This is a genomic window from Methylobacterium sp. NPDC080182 (assembly GCF_050281105.1).
Lineage (GTDB): Bacteria > Pseudomonadota > Alphaproteobacteria > Rhizobiales > Beijerinckiaceae > Methylobacterium.
In genome coordinates this window covers 445,763-460,750 of record NZ_JBNNWO010000003.1, presented here as the reverse complement: position 1 = coordinate 460,750, position 14,988 = coordinate 445,763, and the positions used below count along the sequence as shown (strand labels likewise).

Below are 14,988 nucleotides of genomic sequence, written 5' to 3'. Positions count from 1 at the left end.
GGTCTTCCCGGGGTCCGCCGCGCGAGAGGCGGCGGGCGGGAGGTGTTGGCGATGGCGGGGATGGTGTCAACCGGCGGCGTGGCGGAAGCGCCCCGGGTCCGGGCCGGTCCGGGCCGCGTCAGGCCGCGTCAGGCCGCGTCCAGCGCCTCCCGGGCGATCCGGCGGCAATGCTCCAGGTAGCCGCGCTGGTGCGCGCCCATCAGGTCGGTGACCACCGACCAGAGCCAGCCGGGGGCGTCGGGGCCCGGGCCCGGCGCCCGCACGGCGTCGATCCAGGCCCGGCGGTCGGCCGCGCCCATCTGGCGGCCGTGGGCCCGGCCCAGGATGGCGGCGAGGTGCCGGGAGACGCGGACCGCCTCGCCGCGGGAGAACTGCTCGGCGTCGATCTTGAGATCCTGCGGCAGCAGCTCGCGGACCGTGACGGGCGTGCCGCCGATGTGGCCGGCGACCATCCGGTCGCCGAGGTTGGGCGACAGCGCCCGCGCCCCCGCGACGACCCGCGCGGCGTGGTCGGGCGGCACCGCGATCCCGGCGGCGGCCGGCGCGAGGTGCGGCACCGCCTCCTTGACGTCGAGGAGGGCAAGGTTCGGGCGGTCGCCGCCCAGCACCTCCACCAGGGCGGCGTAGCGCAGGCGCCCGAGGGAGCTGCAGCCCTTGATCCAGTAGGCGGCGTCGAGCAACCGGATCTCGGCGTCGTCGGCCGCGCTGCCGAGCGCCAGGACGAGGCGGCGGATCTCCGGGTCGCGGATCAGCGCCGTCAGCGCGTCCTGCTCGTCGGCGTCGAGGTCGAAGAACCGGCTGCCCCGCGGGAGCCGGGCGGCCTTGCCCTTCAGGCGCTCGCGCGAGAGGTGGCGCCAGCGCCGGCCGAGCGCCCGCCGCTTCGTCGTGACGACGATCTCGGACGGGTCGACGCCCCGCTCGGCCCCCTCGGGATCGGCGATCCCGTCGGCGTAGCCGTCCGCCATGGCGTCCATCATCCGGGCGGTGACGATGCCCGGCAGGGTCGCGTTGAGCGCCGCGGTGACCAGGGAGAGCGCGAGCCGGACGAGATCGAAGGCCGGGTTCGCCACCACGGTCTGGTCGAGGTCGCGGATCTGGATGTCGATCCCGCCGTCCGGGCCGGCGAGCGCGCCGAGATTGCCGAGATGCGCGTCGCCGCAGATCCAGACGGGCGGCCCCTCGGGCAGGGTGCCGGCCGGCATCCCGGCGAGCAGCTCGTAGAACCGCGCCGTGCTGCCGCGGACGTAGGCGTGCGGCGAGGACGCGATCTTGCACAGGCGGCGGTGGTTCAGCACGCTCGCGTCGCGGCCGGATCGTGCCGGTACCTGCATGTCCATGGGTTCGGTCCCGCGCGCCGCTCCGCCGGCCTCGACGGGCCGGCCGAATCCGATAACACGGCGAGGCCGGACTTTTCATCCGCGCGCGCGGGCGCGCGTATTGACGCGGGGACGCCTGTCAGGCCGCCTGCGACTCGACCCGGTTCCGGCCCGCCGCCTTGGCCCGGTAGAGGGCGAGGTCGGCCCGGCGGAGCATGTCGGCGGGGCCGAGATCCTCGCCGCGGCGCACGGCGACGCCGATCGAGACCGTCACCGGCACGGTCCGGGTCGCCCCCTGCACGGTGAACGGCACCGCCTCGACGCGCTCGCGGATGCGCTCGGCGATGCCCTGCGCCTCGACGAGGCCCGCCTCCGGCAGGATCACCACCACCTCCTCGCCGCCGTAGCGCGCCACGATGTCGATCGGCCGCGTGTGCTGGCGGACCCGCTCGGCGAAGCCGCGCAGCACCTCGTCGCCGGCCTCGTGGCCGAAGCTGTCGTTGATCCCCTTGAAGTGGTCGATGTCGAGGATCAGCGCGGCGAGGCTCGCCCGGCGGGCGGCCTCGTCGCCGAACAGGGTGCCGAGGTGGCTGTCGAGGTAGCGCCGGTTGTGCAGGCCGGTGAGCGCGTCGGTCACGGCCATCTGCAGGGAGGCCTGCATCGCCCTCCGGAGCGCGTCGGTGAAGCGCTTGCGCTTCACCTGGGTGCGGACCCGGGCCATCAGCTCGTTGCGGTCGACCGGCCGCATCAGGAAGTCGTGCACGCCGAAATCGAGGCCGCGGACCACCCGGGCGCGGTCGTACTCCTCGGCGAGCATGATCAGCGGCATCGCCCGGGTCCGGTCGAGGGACCGGAGCTGGCTGCACAGGCGCAGGCCGTCGAAGCCGGTGAGGTCGAGGCTCACGAGGGCGAGGTCGAAGGACTCCTCGGCGGCGAGGCGCAGGGCCTCCTGCGGGTCGGGCTCGACCGTGACCACGTGGTGCTGGCGCAGGGCCCCGGCGAGGCGCTCGGCCGAGCCGGGCCGGTCCTCGATCAGCAGGATCCGGGCGTCGAGGCCGGTCTCGGCGGTGGCGAGCGCCAGGGGATCGCCGATCCCGAACTCCCGGGAGGCGAGCGCGCGCTGGCGCAGCTCGTCCGTCACGGCCTTGAGCCGCACGAGGCTGCGCACCCGGGTGAACAGGGCGGTGTCGTCCACCGGCTTGGTCAGGAAGTCGTCGGCCCCGGCGTCGAGGCCGCGCAGGCGGTCCGCGGGCTGGTCGAGGGCCGTGACCATCACCACCGGGATGTGGGCCGTGAGCGGGTTGTTCTTGAGGTGCCGGCAGACCTCGAACCCGTCCATGCCGGGCATCATCACGTCGAGCAGGACGAGGTCGCAGAGGCCCTTCTCGCAGATCGCGATCGCGTCCCGGCCGTTCATGGCCGCGAGCGTGTCGAAATATTCCAGGCCGAGCTTCGTCTCCAGAAGCCTGACGTTCGGGAACAGATCGTCGACGATCAGGACACGGGCCGACATGGTTCCTCGTGCGGGCGCGGGTGAGCGGCCCGGACCGGGCGCCGTGTGCCGTGGGGGCGCGCCGCCGGTCGGCCGCCGGGGCCGGGGCGGACACGACGGGACGGACGGTTGAACCGGTCACCCGGCCCGGCGCGGCCGGGGGTCCGGTTCAACGGCACGCCTCGCCGGAGTCAACGCGGTTCAAGATAGGCCCGAACCGTTGCCAAAAACTTCGCGACCGAGATCGGCTTCGACAGGTAGGCCTCGCAGCCGCCCTCGCGGATCCGCTCCTCGTCGCCCTTCATGGCGAAAGCCGTGATGGCGATCACCGGGATGCTCTTGAGGTCGTCGTCCTCCTTGAGCCACTTCGTCACCTCGAGGCCGGAGACCTCGGGGAGCTGGATGTCCATGAGGATCAGGTCGGGGTGATGGGCGCGCGCCAGCTCGATCGCCTCGATGCCGTGGGCGGTCTTGAGCGTCGCGTAGCCGTTCGCCTCCAGGAGATCGTTGAACAGCTTCATGTTCAACTCGTTGTCCTCGACGATCAGCACCGTCTTCTTCATGATCCGTTGTCCCGGTGCGCGCCGATCATGATTAGCGGGCCGTGAAGCCCCTCCGTCACCTTTGTAGCGTTCACATGTTGATGAATGGCAAACCTCTTCAAGGGCATGAGTCGGCCGAACGGCTCGCCCTGGACGTTCTGTTGTGGATCGCTGGGGACGACGACCGTCTCCTGCCCTTCCTGGCGGCGAGCGGCCTGAGCCCCGACACGCTCCGCGCGAGCGCCCGGGAGCCGGCCTTCCTGGTCGGCGTCCTCGACCACGTGATGGGCGACGAGAACGTGCTGGTCGCCTGCGCGAACGGCCTCGGGATCAAGCCGGAGCGGATCGCCGCGGCCTGGCAGGCGCTCTCGCCGCGGCCGGACGACGCATGGGCGTGAGGCGGGGCCTCAGGGCGTGCAGCCCTTGCCCGCCTCCCTGTCGGCCCGCCCCGCCTTGGCGTCGATGTCGAGGGCGGTCATGTCGCCCAGGATGGCGAAGTCGCCGTAATCGAGCTTGAGCGCGCCGCTGACGCCGTTCTCGTAGAGGTCGAAGCCGAGGGTGTAGATCGGCGTCCGCTCCCCGGCGCCCTCGGTGTAGTAGCTGAGGCGGACCGGCCAGCGCGGCATGGTGGCCAGCGACCCGTCGCGCAGGGGCTTGTCGCGGGTCGAGCCGGAGGCCGGGGCCGGGCCGGTCGCGGCGTGGCCGATCACCGCGAAGGTGTCGTAGACCTTCCGGCCGTCGTCCGAGCCGTCGAAGACCTTGACCGCGAGGGTCGACTGGCCGGCCCGCGCCGCCTCGATCAGGCGGCGCATGTGCTCGCTCGGGAACAGGACCGGCCCCTCCACGGTGAACGGCTTGGGGCCGCCCTTCAGCTTCACCGTCAGGGCGTCGCCCTGCTCGGAGGCGGTCCCGTCCACGGGGGCGGCGGGCTTGTTGTTGGTGAGCGTCGTCGTCTTGAACCGGAACTCGCGCCCCTGCCCGCCCTCGAAGGTGGTGCTGCGCATGTCGGACAGGCGCGCGCCGGTCTCGCCGGAGGACAGCTCCGTCACTTGCCGGGTCTGCATCGTGTAGCCGCGGCAGGCGTCGCCCCGGAAGTCGATGACGATGCGCCCGCGGGCGCTCTCCACCGAGCGGGTGCCGCCGCCCTCGGCCAGCGACAGGTCGTAGACCGCGCGGTGGTTGGCGAGCACGATCTCGGGCGCCGGCGGCTTGGCCTCCGGTTCGGGCGCGGCGGGCGGGGCCGCGCGGGTGGGCCCGGCGCAGACGAGAAGACCGGCCGTCAGCAGTGGGAAGAGGCGCAGGCGCATGGACAACCCCGGTTCGGTCCGCCGCAGATAGCAGGCTCAGGGAATCGGGCAATGCTTGGGCCGCCCCGGCGACGCGCCGGCCGGCCTACCGGTAGCCCTCGGCCTGGAGGGCGAACAGCTCGGCGTAGCGGCCGCCCCGCGCCATGAGGGCGGCGTGGCTGCCCTCCTCCAGGACCCGGCCGCCCTCCAGGACGAGGATGCGGTCGGCCATGCGCACGGTGGAGAAGCGGTGCGAGATCAGCACCGTCGTCCGCCCGGCCGACAGTTCCCGGAACCGGGCGAAGACGTCGTGCTCGGCCCGGGCGTCGAGGGCGGCGGTCGGCTCGTCCAGGATCAGGATCTCGGCCTCGCGCATGTAGGCCCGGGACAGCGCGACCTTCTGCCACTCGCCCCCGGAGAGGTCGAGGCCGCCGGCGAAGCGCTTGCCCAGCGGCTGGGCGTAGCCCGCGGGCAGGCGCTCGATCACCGGGGCCGCGAGCCCGCGGGCCGCCGCGGCCGCGATGCGGTCCGCGTCGTCGTCGGCCGCGATCCGGCCGACCGCGACGTTCTCCCCGGCGGTGAGGTCGAAGCGGACGAAGTCCTGGAAGATCGCCCCGATCCGCGCCCGCAGGTCGTCGAGGTCGTAGGCGGCCAGCGGCACGCCGTCGAGGAGCACGCGGCCCTCGTGCGGGTCGTACAGCCGGGTCATCAGCTTGACGATCGTGGTCTTGCCGGCGCCGTTGCCGCCGACCAGCGCCACCGTCTCCCCGGCCCGGACGGCGAAGGAGAGGTCGCGCAGCGCCCAGACCTGCGTGCCCGGGTAGCGGTAGCCGACCCCCTCGAAGACCAGCCCCGCGCGGATCGGGCTCGGCACCGGCGCGGGCCGGGCGGGCGAGCGGATCTGCGGCCGGATCGCGAAGAAGGCGTAGAAATCCTCGAGATACTGCGCCTGGCCGGTGATCTGGGTCAGCCCGAGGAGCAGCCCCTCCAGGCCGCCGCGCAGCCGCTGGAACGCGCCGGCCAGGAAGGCGAGGTCGCCCACCGAGAAGGCGCCCGCCACCGTCCGCCAGACGATCACCGCGTAGGCGGCGTAGTAGGCGAGCGTCCCGAGGCTCGCGAAGGCGAAGCCCCAGCCGGCCCGGGCGACCGCGAGGCCGCGGTTCTCGGCGAGCAGCCGCCCCGCCACCGCGGCGTAGAGCCCGGTGAGGTAGCCCGCGAGGCCGAAGAGCTTGATCTCCTTGGCGGTCTCGACGCTGGCGCCGAGGTAGCGCAGGTAGTCGATCCGCCGCCGCTCGGGGCTGCGGATCCAGGCGAGGCGGTAGCCGGCCTTGGTGAAGTGCCACTCGTTGAGCACCGCCGGGACCAGGGCGGCGGCGATCAGCACGACGAGCCAGGGCGTGAAGGCCGCAACCCCGACCGCCAGGGTCGCGAGGGTCAGGAGGCCCTGGAGCTGGCCGAACACCGTGCCGATGAGGCCGGTGCGGCCGCTGACCTGCCGGCGGGCCCGCTCCAGCCGGTCCTGCTGGGCGCTGTCCTCGAACTGCGCGAGGTCGAGCTCGGCGGCGTGCGCCATCAGCCGCAGGGAGGCCGCGTTGGCGTAGAGGTCGCCGATCAGGGTCTCGACGAGGCTCGAGAGCCGGCCGGTCAGGTCCGAGAGCAGGGCGAGGCCGAACTCGGCGGCGACGAGGCCGGCGAGCCGCGCCCGGCCGGGATCGGCGAGCCACGAAGCGAGCCCCGCCTCCGGCGCCGGGCGGGCGTGCTCGGCCACGATCCCGTCGAGGATCAGCTTGGCGAGGTAGAGGGTCAGGACCGGCAGGCAGGCCGCCACGAGGCGCAGCGACAGGCTCGCCGCCAGCAGGCGCGGGCTCGCGGCGGCGATCTCCCGGAACAGGGTCGGCAGGTAGCGCAGGGCGCCGACGCGCGCGCCCAGGCGCTCGCCCAGGTGCTTGCCGAGTCGCTCACCCAGCCGCCGACGCAGTCCCGCCCCCGGCCGCGGTGCGGGCCCGCTCATACCCTGGGGATGACCCGCCGGGTTTCGGGCGTGGATTGGACGACGTGCAAGGATATCATTAACTGTAGATGCATATAGTTTTAATCCTCGTCGAGTGGTGCGTGCTCAGCGGTCCTGCAATCCTCAGAGTTTCGGTTCTTCTCATCATTGCCGGCATCCTCGCGGCGGTGGTGCAGGCCCTGCTGCCGAGCCCCGCGCCCGGACCGGCGACTCCGCCCGCGTCCGCTCCGGAAACACCGGCGGCCCCCCAGCCCTCGGCCACGGTCCGGCGCGTCGAGCCGCCTCCTGCGGCTCCGTTGGCTCCCGCGGCGCCGCCCGCCCCGGCCGCTCCGCCCACCCCGCCCACGGCGGCGGTCGAGCCTGCCCCCGCCCCGTCCGGCGGCGCTCCGGCGCCGGCGCGGATGCCCTCCGACGCGACGGCCTTCCCCGCCGAGCCGCTCCCGCGGGAGGCGCAGCCCGATCCGTCGGCGCAGGAGGCGGCCGGTCAGGCCGAGGTCGACCGGGCGGAGGACAGCGCCGGTCCCCGGGCCCTGGCCATCCTCGATCTCAACACCGCCTCGGTGGCGGATCTCAATCACCTGCGCGGCGGCGGCGCCATCGGCCGGGCGATCGTCGCCAAGCGGCCCTACACGTCGGTTGAGCAGCTGCTGTCGAAGCGCGTCCTCAGCCGGCCGGTCTACGAGAAGATCAAGGATCAGGTGACCGTGCGGTGAGCGGCCGCGGCCCGGCGACCCGCTCCGGCCCGCTCCGTCTTGCGGCGTCCGAGGATATAAATTAGCGCTGTGCGGGATATCCCAGGGGTCCGCGCATGCCGCTCTACGTCAAGGATCCGCAGGTCGACGCCCTCGCGGCCCAGCTCATGGCGTTGCTGGGCACGAGCAAGACCGACGCGGTGCGCCGCGCGCTTCAGAACGAGATCGCCCGCCAGACGAACCGGCCCGATCTCGTCGCGCGGACGGCCGACTTCGTCCGTGCCCTGCACGAGCGTGCCGGTCCGGACCGGAAGCCCGCCGACGCGGCGTTCATCGACGGTCTGTACGAGCGCACCTGAGGCGGGACCCGATGTTCGTGGATGCGTCGGCCCTCACGGCGATCCTCACCGACGAGACGGATGCGGCCGCCCTGGCGGCCCGGCTTCAGCGGGCGCTGCGCCGCGTGACGTCGCCCCTGGCGGTCTGGGAAACCGGCGTGGCCTTGGCGCGCCACCTCGATCTCCCGGTCCCGGCCGCCCGCGAGGCGGTGCACGCCTATCTCGACCTCGCCGGCATCGAGATCGTGGCCGTCCCGCCGGAGGCCGAAGCGGGCGCGCTGGACGCCTACGACCGCTTCGGCAAGGGCCGGCACCCGGCCGGCCTGAACTTCGGCGACTGCTTCGCCTACGCCTGTGCCCGCGCCCACGGCATCCCGCTGCTCCACAAGGGCAACGACTTCCCGCTCACGGACATCGAGACCGCCTGAGGCCGACGGTCCGCGCGCGGGACAGGCGGGGCGCGGCGGGCGGAGGACCGCCGCCGCGCGCCCTCAGATCTTCGTGCCGAAGATCTCGGCCACCTGCGGGATGTCCTTGTCGCCGCGGCCCGACATGTTGAGCACCATGAGGTGCTCGGCCGGGCGCTGCGGCGCGAGCTCCAGGATCTTGGACAGGGCGTGGGCCGGCTCCAGGGCCGGGATGATCCCCTCCAGCATCGAGCAGAGCTTGAACGCCTCCAGCGTCTCGGAATCGGTCGCCGACAGGTACGTGACCCGGCCCATCTCGTGCAGCCACGCGTGCTCGGGGCCGATGCCCGGATAGTCGAGGCCCGCCGAGATCGAGTGCGCGTCGGCGATCTGGCCGTCCCCGTCCATCAGCAGGTAGGTGCGGTTGCCGTGCAGCACGCCCGGCTTGCCGCCGGTGAGCGAGGCCGCGTGCAGGCCCGACTGGACGCCGTGGCCCGCGGCCTCGACGCCGAAGATCTCGACCTCGCGGTCGTCCAGGAACGGGTGGAACAGCCCCATGGCGTTCGAGCCGCCGCCGATGCAGGCGACGAGGGAATCCGGGATCCGGCCCTCCTGGGCGATCATCTGCTCGCGGGTCTCGCGGCCGATCACCGACTGGAAGTCGCGGACCATGGCCGGGTACGGGTGCGGGCCCGCCACCGTGCCGATGCAGTAGAACGTGTCGGCGACGTTGGTGACCCAGTCGCGCAGCGCCTCGTTCATGGCGTCCTTGAGGGTCTTGGTGCCGGATTCCACCGGGATCACCTCGGCGCCGAGCATCTTCATGCGGAAGACGTTGGGCGCCTGCCGGGCGACGTCGACCGCGCCCATGTAGACGACGCACTTGAGGCCGAAGCGCGCGCAGAGCGTGGCGGTGGCGACGCCGTGCTGGCCGGCGCCGGTCTCGGCGATGATCCGCGGCTTGCCCATGCGGCGGGCCAGCAGGATCTGGCCCAGCACGTTGTTCACCTTGTGGGAGCCGGTATGGTTCAGCTCCTCGCGCTTGAAATAGACCTTGGCGCCCTGCCCCGCCGGCGCCTTGGCGCGCAGGTGCTCGGTGAGGCGCTCGGCGTAGTAGAGCGGGCTCGGCCGGCCGATATAGTGGGTGCCGTAGCTCTCCATCTCGGCCTGGAAGGTCGGGTCCTGCTTGGCCGCGTCGTAGGCCGCCTCCAGCTCGAGGATCAGCGGCATCAGCGTCTCGGCGACGAAGCGGCCGCCGAAGATGCCGAAGCGGCCGCGCTCGTCGGGGCCGGTGCGGAAGGAGTTGGGCTCGGGGGCGATGGTCACGGGACGGATCCTGCGCGCGCGTGTCGATCTGTTGCCGGGTGCCTAGACCCATGTCGCCGTCACCGCAATGCGGCCAGCCGCGCGCGTAACCGGATCGGGCGCCGGCGCGAACGGGCTGTCAGCATCCGGCAGGAGGTTGACCATGGCCCTTCGCGACACGTTCCGCACCCTCTCCCGCCCGGTCCTCGGGGCGGGGCTCGGGCTCGGGCTCGCGGGCGCCGTCCTGCTCCCCCGGCTCCCGGCCTTCGCCGAGGAGGCGCCCCGGCGCCTGCCGGAGGCCGTGACCCGCTCCGCCGAGCCGCCGGGGCCGCGCGTGGCCGTCTTCGCCGGCGGCTGCTTCTGGGGCGTGCAGGGGGTGTTCCAGCACGTGCGCGGGGTGAGCGGCGCGGTGTCGGGCTACGCCGGCGGCACCCGCGCGGAGGCCGATTACCGCACCGTGAGCGGCGGCGGGACCGGCCACGCCGAGGCCGTGTCGGTCACCTACGACCCGTCGGTCATCCGCTACGACGAGCTGCTGCGGATCTTCTTCTCGGTGGCCCTCGACCCGACCCAGGTGGATCGCCAGGGACCCGATGCCGGGCGCCAGTACCGCTCGGCCCTGTTCCCGCAGGACGCCGACCAGGCGCGGGTGGCCGGGGCCTACATCGCCCAGCTCGACGCGGCCCAGGTCTACGCGCGGCCGGTCGCCACCCGGATCGAGCCGGGCGCCGCGTTCTACCCGGCGGAAGGCTACCACCAGGACTTCATGGCCCTGCACCCCGGCCACCCGTACATCGCCGCCAACGACGCGCCGAAGCTCGAGGCCCTGAAGCAGCTGTTCCCGGAGCGGACGGCCGCGCAGCCGGTGCTGGTCAACCGCCCGCCGGCTTGAGCGCTCCCCGTCATCGCGAGCGCAGCGAAGCGACCCAGGGCAGCGCGACATCCCCCACAGCGTAGAGCCCCCTCGATTGCTTCGCTGCGCTCGCAAAGACGGCGCTGAGGGACCTAGTCCGTGTGAGGGTCGGTCCGCCGCCTTCCCTATTCCTCCGGCGGGCGCGGCCGGCCGAAATCCGGGGCCGCGGTCTCCTGGCCCTGCGCCACGATGCTGCGCCGGATCGCCCGGGTGCGGGTGAACATCGCGTGGAGCGCGTCGCCGTCGCCCCAGCGCACCGCCTTGGCGAGCGCCGACAGGTCCTCGTTGAACCGGCCGAGCATCTCCAGCACCGCCTCGCGGTTGTTGAGGAAGATGTCCCGCCACATAGTCGGGTCCGACGCCGCGATGCGGGTGAAGTCGCGGAACCCGCTCGCCGAGAACTTGATCACCTCGGACTGCGTCGCCGCCTCGAGGTCGGCCGCGGTGCCGACGATGTTGTAGGCGATCAGGTGCGGCAGGTGGCTGGTGATGGCGAGCACGTGGTCGTGGTGCTCGGCGCTCATCGTCTCGACGTCGGCGCCCATCCCCGCCCACAGGGCGCGGACGGTCTCGATCGCCGCCGGATCGGTGCCCTCGGGCGGGGTCAGGATGCACCAGCGGCCCTGGAACAGGGTCGCGAAGCCCGCGTCCGGCCCCGAGAACTCGGTCCCGGCGATCGGGTGCCCGGGGACCAGCGCGACGCCCTCGGGCAGGTGCGGCCGGACCGCCGCCACCACGGCGCCCTTCACCGAGCCGACATCCGACACGATCGCGCCGGGCTTGAGATGCGGCGCCATCTCGGCCGCCGCCGCCCCGATCGCGCCCACCGGCACGCACAGGATGACGAGGTCGGTGCCGGCGGCGCCCTCCGCCGGGTCGCCCGTGACGACGTCGGCGATGCCGAGCTCGCGCACCCGGGCGCGCACGGCCGCGTCGCGGTCCACCGCCACGATGGTCCGGGCGAGGCCGTAGCGGCGCGCCGCCCGGGCGATCGAGGAGCCGATCAGCCCGAGGCCGACGATGGCGAGGCGGCCGACGGCGGGCGCCTCGGCCTTGAGCGGCTCAGCCATGCCGGCCCCGCACGAAGTCGCCGAGCGCGGCCAGGAACGCCGTGTTGGCCTCGGCGCCCGCCACCGTCACCCGCAGGGCGTTGGGCAGGCCGTAGGCGGTGACCCGCCGGGTGATCAGGCCGCGCTCGGTCAGGAACGCGTCCGCGTCCTCGGCCGAGCGGCCGGGCGCGTCGGGGAAGTGGATCAGCAGGAAGTTCGCGACGCTCGGCGTGACCTCCAGGCCGAGCGCGCGGGCGCCCTCGGTGAGCTTCGGCAGCCACTCGGCATTGTGGGCGGCGGCGGCGGCCATGTGCGCCTCGTCGGCGATGGCGGCCGAGCCCGCGGCGATCGCCGGGCCCGAGACGTTGAACGGGCCGCGGATCCGGTTGACCGCGTCCGCCACGTGCGCCGGCGCGACCATCCAGCCGATCCGCACGGCGGCCAGCCCGTGGATCTTCGAGAAGGTGCGGGTCATCACGACGTTCTCGGCCTCGAGGGCCAGCTCGAGCCCGGCCGAGTAGTCGTTCGCCCGGACGTACTCGGCGTAGGCGCCGTCGATCACCAGCAGCACGTGCGGCGGCAGGCCGGCGTGGAGGCGGCGGATCTCGTCGAACGGCAGGTAGGTGCCGGTCGGGTTGTTGGGGTTCGTGACGTAGACGATCCGGGTCCGGTCGGTGACCCGGGCCAGGATCGCGTCGACGTCGACGGTGAGGTCGCGCTCGGGCGCGACCACGGGCTCGCCGCCCGAGGCCAGGATGGCGATCCGGTAGACCAGGAATCCGTGCTCCGAGTAGATCCCCTCGGTGCCCGGCCCGCCATACGCGTAGGCCAGCAGCGACAGGAGCTCGTCCGAGCCCGCGCCGCAGACGATCCGCTCGGGATCGAGCCCGTAGCGCCGGGCGATGGCGGTGCGCAGCACCGTGGCGCGCCCGTCCGGGTAGGTCTCGAGCTTGGCGGTCGCCGCGTGGAGGGCGGCCAGCGCCGCCGGGCTCGGGCCGAGGGGCGTCTCGTTGGAGGACAGCTTGTAGACCTTGCCGCCCCCGGGCCGCCCGCTCTTGCCGGGCACGTAGGTGTCGATCGCCAGGACGCCGGGACGCGGTTCCGGACGGGCGGGTCGGGGGGCGGACATTGCGGTGCGACTCGGGATGCGCGGGGTTCGGTCGGTTCCGCGCCCGTCTACAGCATTTCCTCGGCCGGTGAACCCGGGGCCGACTCCGGAGGTGGCGGCCCGACCAGACTCGACCCGGCCGGGGCGACTTGTCCGGCCCCACGGAGTCGTGCCTGTATGCCGGCGCTCCGCCGACAGGCGCCCACCACGAAGGATCCCCGCATGCCCCTCGAACGCTACCTGGACGGCGGCGCCCACATCCTCCCCGCCGACGACTCGCTGATCCGCTTCGCCATGACGAACGGCCAGCGGGTGATCGCGGTCGAGGTCCCGGTTCCCGTGCTGCGCCAGCAGTTCGGCGGCGCCGACCTCGCCCCCCTGGAGCTGTTCGCCCGCAATCAGCCGGTGATCGAGGCCGCGGCGAGCCAGGCCTACGACCGGACCGAGACCCCCAACGACCTCCTCGATCTGGGCCCGGAGGATTTCGACACCCGGCCGGCCTCGGCCAGGACCTGATCGGCGGACTTCAACCAGCGCGATCCATCCGGGGCGCCGCGGCAAATCGGCGACGCGCAAATGCCGCGGGGCACTCGCCACGTTTCGGCCTGTTGAACCGGGAGAACAGGGGCGCGTCGGGCGTGCCCCGACCCGCAACCCCTGGATGGATCGACGATGCCCGGTGACCTGATCCCCTGCAGCCTCTTCCTGATCGGGATCCTCGTTTCGGTCGCCGCGGATTGCCGCCTGCGGCGCGCCGAGGCTGCGCCCTGGGCCAACGGCTGCATCACGGCCGCCGGCGCCGCCCTGGTCTTCGCGGCCTGCGCGGCCGCCATGCGCTGAAGCGCCGGCTGAGGCGCCGGCGAGGAACCGTCAGACACCGGACGGACTTTCCCAGCGGCAACCGGGGGCGCGCCGAGACGCGCGGCGCCCCCGGTCGCGCGGCTGTCCGGGCGAGGTTCCCATGGTTTCGATGCAGGCCCTGATCGGCTGCGGTCTCGTGCTCACCGGCATGCTGATCGAGAGCGCGGCGAGCCGGCACTGGCGGGCGGGCGTCCGTGCGGACCGTCTGGATGCCCGGGCCGCCCTCGCGCTCGGCCTGCCCGCCCTGGGGCTCGCCGTGATGGCCGCCCCGATCGCGTGAGCGACCCGGCCGGGCCTGACCGTCCGGCCCGCCCGCGTTGACGCTCGGCCCCCCGCGCATTACCTCGGCGGGGCTGGCCGCGTCGGGCGAGTGCGGCGCGTCAGGCGATCCCGTGCTCTCTCGGTTCGGATCCGAACCGATACACGGTCGTCAAGACCCGCCATGGACACCCAAACGGACACGGCCCTGAGGCCGGACCCGATCGACGAGCCGGCGCGGCGCGCGTCCGAGCGCTCGCAGGCGCTCGACCCGCGGAGCCCGGTGGCGCGCTTCGACGCCGACACGCCCCTGCTCACCGACGCGGGCGTCGAGCTCGCGCCCTTCCAGATCGCCTACCAGACCGCCGGCACGCTCAACGCCGCGCGCTCGAACGCGGTCCTGATCTGCCACGCGCTGACCGGCGACCAGTACTTCGCCCACACCCACCCGGTGACCGGCAAGCCCGGCTGGTGGGAGACGCTGGTCGGCCCCGGCAAGCCGATCGACACGGACCGCTACTTCGTCGTCTGCTCGAACGTCATCGGCTCGTGCATGGGCTCCACCGGCCCGGCCTCGATCGACCCGGCGACGGGGCGGCCCTACGGGCTGAACTTCCCGCTGGTGACGATCCGCGACATGGTCCGGGCCCAGGCAATGCTGCTGGAGCATCTCGGCATCCGGGACCTGTTCCTGTGCATCGGCGGCTCGATGGGCGGGATGCAGGTGCTGCAATGGGCGGCGCTCTATCCCGAGCGCGTCTTCGCCGCGATGCCGATCGCCACCGGCGCCCGCCACTCGGCGCAGAACATCGCCTTCCACGAGGTCGGCCGGCAGGCGATCATGGCCGACCCCGCCTGGGCGGACGGGCGCTACCTCGAGGCGGGCACCCGGCCCGCCAAGGGGCTCGGCGTCGCCCGGATGGGCGCGCACATCACCTACCTGTCCGAGCCGGCGCTGCACCGGAAGTTCGGCCGGCGCTTCCAGGGCGGCACGGCGCCGACCTTCTCGTTCAACGCCGATTTCCAGATCGAGAGCTACCTGCGCCACCAGGGCCTGAGCTTCGTCGAGCGGTTCGACGCCAACGCTTACCTCTACCTGACCCGGGCGATGGACTATTTCGACCTCGCCGAGGACCACGGCGGCGTGCTCGCCAACGCCTTCCGGGGCACCAAGACCCGCTTCTGCGTGATCTCGTTCACCTCGGACTGGCTGTTCCCGACCCGCGACTCCCGGGCGATCGTCCACGCGCTCAACGCCGCTGCGGCGCCGGTGGCCTTCGTGGAGGTCGAGAGCGACAAGGGCCACGACGCCTTCCTGCTCGACGAGCCGGCGATGTTCTCCGCGGCCCGCGGCTTCATCGACGCCGCCGCCCGGGCGCGCGGGCTGTGACGCGGATGGCGAGCGGCGGG

At 73.3% G+C, this 14,988-nt stretch carries 17 protein-coding genes; 9 read left to right on the top strand and 8 right to left on the bottom strand.

The features are described 5' to 3' along the window. Positions 1-128: 128 nt before the first annotated feature. The 3 genes from ACQKQD_RS08310 to ACQKQD_RS08300 form a co-directional block, all read right to left on the bottom strand. Complete coding sequence (locus ACQKQD_RS08310; RefSeq protein WP_091925984.1) at positions 129-1,337, bottom strand: DUF2252 family protein; 1,209 nt, start codon at positions 1,335-1,337, stop codon at positions 129-131. 118 nt (positions 1,338-1,455) lie between these two features. Then, positions 1,456-2,829: a PleD family two-component system response regulator gene (locus ACQKQD_RS08305; protein ID WP_427508059.1), complete on the bottom strand. Its 1,374-nt coding sequence runs from the start codon at positions 2,827-2,829 to the stop codon at positions 1,456-1,458. A 170-nt stretch (positions 2,830-2,999) separates the two neighbouring features. Then, positions 3,000-3,371, bottom strand: a complete 372-nt coding sequence (locus ACQKQD_RS08300) for a response regulator (RefSeq protein WP_007560977.1) — start codon at positions 3,369-3,371, stop codon at positions 3,000-3,002. A 74-nt stretch (positions 3,372-3,445) separates the two neighbouring features. Between ACQKQD_RS08300 and ACQKQD_RS08295 the strand changes: the two genes are divergently transcribed. Then, complete coding sequence (locus ACQKQD_RS08295; protein WP_307188484.1) at positions 3,446-3,748, top strand: DUF3572 domain-containing protein; 303 nt, start codon at positions 3,446-3,448, stop codon at positions 3,746-3,748. 9 nt (positions 3,749-3,757) lie between these two features. Here the strand turns inward: ACQKQD_RS08295 and ACQKQD_RS08290 are convergent, their stop codons facing one another. Continuing rightward, positions 3,758-4,657, bottom strand: a complete 900-nt coding sequence (locus tag ACQKQD_RS08290; RefSeq protein ID WP_020095232.1) for a cell envelope integrity EipB family protein — start codon at positions 4,655-4,657, stop codon at positions 3,758-3,760. Positions 4,658-4,742: 85 nt separating this feature from the next. Beyond that, a complete protein-coding gene (locus ACQKQD_RS08285; RefSeq protein ID WP_427508058.1) occupies positions 4,743-6,647 on the bottom strand; it encodes an ABC transporter ATP-binding protein in 1,905 nt (634 codons plus the stop codon). A 401-nt stretch (positions 6,648-7,048) separates the two neighbouring features. On the opposite strand from ACQKQD_RS08285, the gene ACQKQD_RS08280 reads away from it, so the two are divergent. From ACQKQD_RS08280 to ACQKQD_RS08270, 3 genes are all read left to right on the top strand, one after another. After that, on the top strand, positions 7,049-7,360 hold the full coding sequence (locus ACQKQD_RS08280) for a helix-hairpin-helix domain-containing protein (protein ID WP_427508057.1): 312 nt from the start codon (positions 7,049-7,051) through the stop codon (positions 7,358-7,360). Positions 7,361-7,455: 95 nt separating this feature from the next. Further along, entirely contained in the window at positions 7,456-7,698 is a 243-nt protein-coding gene (locus ACQKQD_RS08275; protein ID WP_056523954.1) for a type II toxin-antitoxin system VapB family antitoxin, read from the top strand. Positions 7,699-7,709: 11 nt separating this feature from the next. Then, the gene (locus ACQKQD_RS08270) at positions 7,710-8,105 is read left to right on the top strand and encodes a type II toxin-antitoxin system VapC family toxin (protein ID WP_020095228.1); all 396 of its coding nucleotides are present in this window, start codon (positions 7,710-7,712) and stop codon (positions 8,103-8,105) included. Between the two features lie 63 nt (positions 8,106-8,168). Here the strand turns inward: ACQKQD_RS08270 and trpB are convergent, their stop codons facing one another. Further along, positions 8,169-9,410, bottom strand: coding sequence for a tryptophan synthase subunit beta (gene trpB / locus ACQKQD_RS08265; protein WP_020095227.1), 1,242 nt, complete (start codon positions 9,408-9,410; stop codon positions 8,169-8,171). A 142-nt stretch (positions 9,411-9,552) separates the two neighbouring features. On the opposite strand from trpB, the gene msrA reads away from it, so the two are divergent. Next, positions 9,553-10,281 (top strand): peptide-methionine (S)-S-oxide reductase MsrA, encoded by a 729-nt coding sequence (msrA, locus tag ACQKQD_RS08260; RefSeq protein WP_427508056.1) that lies wholly within the window; start codon positions 9,553-9,555, stop codon positions 10,279-10,281. Positions 10,282-10,427: 146 nt separating this feature from the next. On the opposite strand, the gene ACQKQD_RS08255 is transcribed toward msrA, so the two are convergent. Then, on the bottom strand, positions 10,428-11,372 hold the full coding sequence (locus tag ACQKQD_RS08255; RefSeq protein WP_091682518.1) for a prephenate/arogenate dehydrogenase family protein: 945 nt from the start codon (positions 11,370-11,372) through the stop codon (positions 10,428-10,430). Further along, on the bottom strand, positions 11,365-12,480 hold the full coding sequence (locus ACQKQD_RS08250) for a pyridoxal phosphate-dependent aminotransferase (protein WP_427508055.1): 1,116 nt from the start codon (positions 12,478-12,480) through the stop codon (positions 11,365-11,367). Before ACQKQD_RS08250 ends, ACQKQD_RS08255 begins: the two co-directional genes overlap by 8 nt. A gap of 201 nt (positions 12,481-12,681) precedes the next feature. Between ACQKQD_RS08250 and ACQKQD_RS08245 the strand changes: the two genes are divergently transcribed. From ACQKQD_RS08245 to metX, 4 genes are all read left to right on the top strand, one after another. Continuing rightward, the gene (locus tag ACQKQD_RS08245; protein WP_026605255.1) at positions 12,682-12,975 is read left to right on the top strand and encodes a hypothetical protein; all 294 of its coding nucleotides are present in this window, start codon (positions 12,682-12,684) and stop codon (positions 12,973-12,975) included. A gap of 156 nt (positions 12,976-13,131) precedes the next feature. Beyond that, positions 13,132-13,299, top strand: a complete 168-nt coding sequence (locus tag ACQKQD_RS08240; protein ID WP_020095222.1) for a hypothetical protein — start codon at positions 13,132-13,134, stop codon at positions 13,297-13,299. Positions 13,300-13,420: 121 nt separating this feature from the next. Continuing rightward, positions 13,421-13,600, top strand: a complete 180-nt coding sequence (locus tag ACQKQD_RS08235; protein ID WP_091682522.1) for a hypothetical protein — start codon at positions 13,421-13,423, stop codon at positions 13,598-13,600. A gap of 162 nt (positions 13,601-13,762) precedes the next feature. After that, positions 13,763-14,968 carry a homoserine O-acetyltransferase MetX gene (gene metX, locus ACQKQD_RS08230; protein ID WP_132367561.1) on the top strand — a complete coding sequence of 402 codons (1,206 nt, stop codon included), beginning with the start codon at positions 13,763-13,765 and terminating at the stop codon, positions 14,966-14,968. Positions 14,969-14,988 lie beyond the last annotated feature (20 nt).

Excerpts from the sequence above, each read along its gene's own strand:
- ACQKQD_RS08310 (WP_091925984.1), bottom strand. The coding sequence starts at position 1,337 with ATGGACATGCAGGTACCGGCACGATCCGGCCGCGACGCGAGCGTGCTG.
- ACQKQD_RS08305 (WP_427508059.1), bottom strand. The coding sequence starts at position 2,829 with ATGTCGGCCCGTGTCCTGATCGTCGACGATCTGTTCCCGAACGTCAGG.
- ACQKQD_RS08300 (WP_007560977.1), bottom strand. The coding sequence starts at position 3,371 with ATGAAGAAGACGGTGCTGATCGTCGAGGACAACGAGTTGAACATGAAG.
- ACQKQD_RS08295 (WP_307188484.1), top strand. The coding sequence starts at position 3,446 with ATGTTGATGAATGGCAAACCTCTTCAAGGGCATGAGTCGGCCGAACGG.
- ACQKQD_RS08290 (WP_020095232.1), bottom strand. The coding sequence starts at position 4,657 with ATGCGCCTGCGCCTCTTCCCACTGCTGACGGCCGGTCTTCTCGTCTGC.
- ACQKQD_RS08285 (WP_427508058.1), bottom strand. The coding sequence starts at position 6,647 with ATGAGCGGGCCCGCACCGCGGCCGGGGGCGGGACTGCGTCGGCGGCTG.
- ACQKQD_RS08280 (WP_427508057.1), top strand. The coding sequence starts at position 7,049 with ATGCCCTCCGACGCGACGGCCTTCCCCGCCGAGCCGCTCCCGCGGGAG.
- ACQKQD_RS08275 (WP_056523954.1), top strand. The coding sequence starts at position 7,456 with ATGCCGCTCTACGTCAAGGATCCGCAGGTCGACGCCCTCGCGGCCCAG.
- ACQKQD_RS08270 (WP_020095228.1), top strand. The coding sequence starts at position 7,710 with ATGTTCGTGGATGCGTCGGCCCTCACGGCGATCCTCACCGACGAGACG.
- msrA (WP_427508056.1), top strand. The coding sequence starts at position 9,553 with ATGGCCCTTCGCGACACGTTCCGCACCCTCTCCCGCCCGGTCCTCGGG.
- ACQKQD_RS08255 (WP_091682518.1), bottom strand. The coding sequence starts at position 11,372 with ATGGCTGAGCCGCTCAAGGCCGAGGCGCCCGCCGTCGGCCGCCTCGCC.
- ACQKQD_RS08250 (WP_427508055.1), bottom strand. The coding sequence starts at position 12,480 with ATGTCCGCCCCCCGACCCGCCCGTCCGGAACCGCGTCCCGGCGTCCTG.
- ACQKQD_RS08245 (WP_026605255.1), top strand. The coding sequence starts at position 12,682 with ATGCCCCTCGAACGCTACCTGGACGGCGGCGCCCACATCCTCCCCGCC.
- ACQKQD_RS08240 (WP_020095222.1), top strand. The coding sequence starts at position 13,132 with ATGCCCGGTGACCTGATCCCCTGCAGCCTCTTCCTGATCGGGATCCTC.
- ACQKQD_RS08235 (WP_091682522.1), top strand. The coding sequence starts at position 13,421 with ATGGTTTCGATGCAGGCCCTGATCGGCTGCGGTCTCGTGCTCACCGGC.
- metX (WP_132367561.1), top strand. The coding sequence starts at position 13,763 with ATGGACACCCAAACGGACACGGCCCTGAGGCCGGACCCGATCGACGAG.